Annotated in this window: 2 pseudogenes; both read left to right on the forward strand. The window is 76.9% G+C overall.

The features are described 5' to 3' along the window. Window positions 1-566, forward strand: a pseudogene (locus HMPREF3086_RS18795) (ABC transporter substrate-binding protein); the annotation flags it as partial. Continuing rightward, window positions 530-1,111: pseudogene (locus HMPREF3086_RS18800) on the forward strand (ABC transporter permease); the annotation flags it as partial. The pseudogenes HMPREF3086_RS18795 and HMPREF3086_RS18800, both read left to right, overlap by 37 nt.

Genomic DNA, 1,111 nt, shown 5'->3' on the forward strand with positions numbered 1-1,111 from the left:
CGCCAAACGGCACCGCGCCAAACGGCACCGCGCCAGCCGGCGCCCCCGCCCGCGCCGAGTTAGTCCTCGCCTACCCCGCCGCCGACTCCCTGCGCCGCGAACTCGCGTCGGCGGTCGCCGACCAGCTGCGCGGGCTGGGGGTGGCCGTCGAGCTGTGGGGCGCCAAGTGGGACGAGATCGAGGCCCGCTCCGGGGAGGTCGCGGTCCTGCTCGGCGGCGGCGACAACCCCTTCACCGTCGACACGCAGGTCCACCGCACCCTGCACTCGGCCACCCGCACCTCCGGCCCGCTCGACAACCCCGGCGGCTACGCGAACCAGGACGTCGACCGCGCCCTCGGCGCCGCCCGCCACACCGCCGACCCGGTCGAGCGGACCCGCCTGTACCGCCGCGCCCAGCAGGCGTACCTGCGAGATCCCGGCCACCTGTTCCTCGTCACGCTCGAGCACACCTACCTCGTCCGCGACACCGGCCACACCGGTCCCGCACCGATCCTCGAGCCGCACGTCCACGGCGCGACCTGGGGACCGTGGTGGGCGATCCACCGCTGGACGGCCCGCCCGTGATCCGCCGCCTGCGCGAGCGCCGGGCCGAGCTCACCCGCCTCACCGCCCGCCGCGCCCTGACGGTGCCGGTGGTGGTGTTCGCCGTGACGCTCGCCGCGTTCGCCCTGGCCGGCGCCTCGCCGCTCAACCCGCTGACCGCCCACTTCGGCTCCGGCTACGAGCGGATGACCGCCGCCGACCGCTCCGCCGCCGCCGCCGCCCTGGGCACCGATCTGCCCTGGTGGCAGGCCTGGGTCCGGTGGATCGCGGGACTCGCGACCGGCGACGGCGGCTATTCCCCCACCTACCGCCAACCCGTCGTGCAGGTGCTCGCCGAGCGGATCCCGTGGACCGTGGGGCTGTCGGCGGCGGGGGTGGGCATCGCGCTCGTCGTCGTCATCATCTCCGGTCTCGTCGCGGCGTGGCGCCCCCACGGGGCGGTGGACCGCGCCCTCGCCGGGGTCGCGGTGGCGCTGAGCTCGGTGCCGACGTTCGCGCTGGCGCTCGGCTCGGTCGCGGTGTTCGCGGTGGCGCTGCGGTGGCTGCCGGTGGCCGGCGCCGCCCCG

It is taken from the genome of Dietzia sp. HMSC21D01 (assembly GCF_001815995.1).
Lineage (GTDB): Bacteria > Actinomycetota > Actinomycetes > Mycobacteriales > Mycobacteriaceae > Dietzia > Dietzia cinnamea.